Genomic DNA, 1,194 nt, shown 5'->3' on the forward strand with positions numbered 1-1,194 from the left:
TGCTAGTGAGCCTGATCAGTGTCATGACTGGTTGGTGTATGCCTCGGTGGCCTGGCGGGGGCAGGCGTATCTGGTGTGGGAGCAGTTGCGGGCGGTGGGGCAGTTCCTCGATATCGTGCTGGCGAATCTGCATGACCGGCTGATGGACCCGGGCCCCGATCTCGAATCGACTGTTGCTGGTGGGGGCGAGGCGGTGGAGTTCGATCCGTTGGATGCGTTCACGGTGGCCACCGCGGAGGTTCAGGTGATCTTCGGGTTGCCCGAGGCCAAGGCGCGGGCGTTGGTGAATCAGGCCATCGCGGCGGCGGAGCGGTTGTCGGTGACTGCTGATCTGTTGCGTGACGGCATGATCAGTGCGGACATGTTCGCTGCGGTGGTGGCTCGCACGGCGATCGTCGACTCCGTCGAGGCGATGCGGGCGGTCGATCGGGATCTGGCTGCGGCGCTGGCGCGGGCCGGACATATTTCGGTCAGGAAGGCTGAATCGATCGCCGATCAGGTGGTGGCCCGCCACGATCCGGAAGGGGTGCGGCGGCGCCGGGCCAAGGCGGCGGCGAAGAAGAACATGACCAGCCGTGACCTCGGTGACGGGTTGGCCGGGATCTTCCTGACCACCGACGCCGAAGAGGCCCGTCTGTGTTTCGAGGCCGTCGACGCCCTGGCTAAAGCGGTCTGCCCGGCCGATCGGCGGAGTCTGCGGCAACGCCGCTCGGCCGCGGCCACGGCCCGGCTACGTGGTCAACCGTTCACCTGCGGCTGCACCGATAAGACCGGCTGCACCGCCGAGTTGCCCACCGCCGCCGCCGCTGAGAGTGGCGAGGCCGGTGAGCCTGGGGGTGGGTTGTCGGCGCGGCAGGCGCGGATCGTGATTCATGCGATCTGCCAGAAATCGACCCTTGACGGCGACGATGAGGAGCCGGGGTGGCTCGACGGGCACGGCGTGATCGGTGCCGATCATGCCCGGGAGTTGGCCTCCCGGCCTGACGCCACTGTGCGGGAGTTGGATCTGGAGGTGTTCACCGATCCGGATCAGCCAGTCGAAGAGCCCCTGATCGTTGAGGCCCATACTCATCAGCCGGCCGATCCGTACCGGCCCACCACCGCTTTGGACACCCTGGCCCGGGCCCTGTTCCAGACCTGCACCATTCCCGGTTGTGAACGACCGGCCTGGCACTGCGAACTCGACCACGTCGA

Annotated in this window: 1 protein-coding gene; it reads left to right on the top strand. The window is 67.1% G+C overall.

Features of this window, described 5'->3' with window-relative positions; translation table 11 throughout:
* Positions 1 to 34: 34 nt before the first annotated feature.
* Positions 35 to 1,194 (top strand): DUF222 domain-containing protein (locus GOHSU_RS16120; RefSeq protein WP_005944485.1); only part of this gene is annotated, 1,160 nt, incomplete at its 3' end.

This window comes from Gordonia hirsuta DSM 44140 = NBRC 16056 (assembly GCF_000333015.1).
Taxonomy (GTDB): Bacteria; Actinomycetota; Actinomycetes; order Mycobacteriales; family Mycobacteriaceae; genus Gordonia; species Gordonia hirsuta.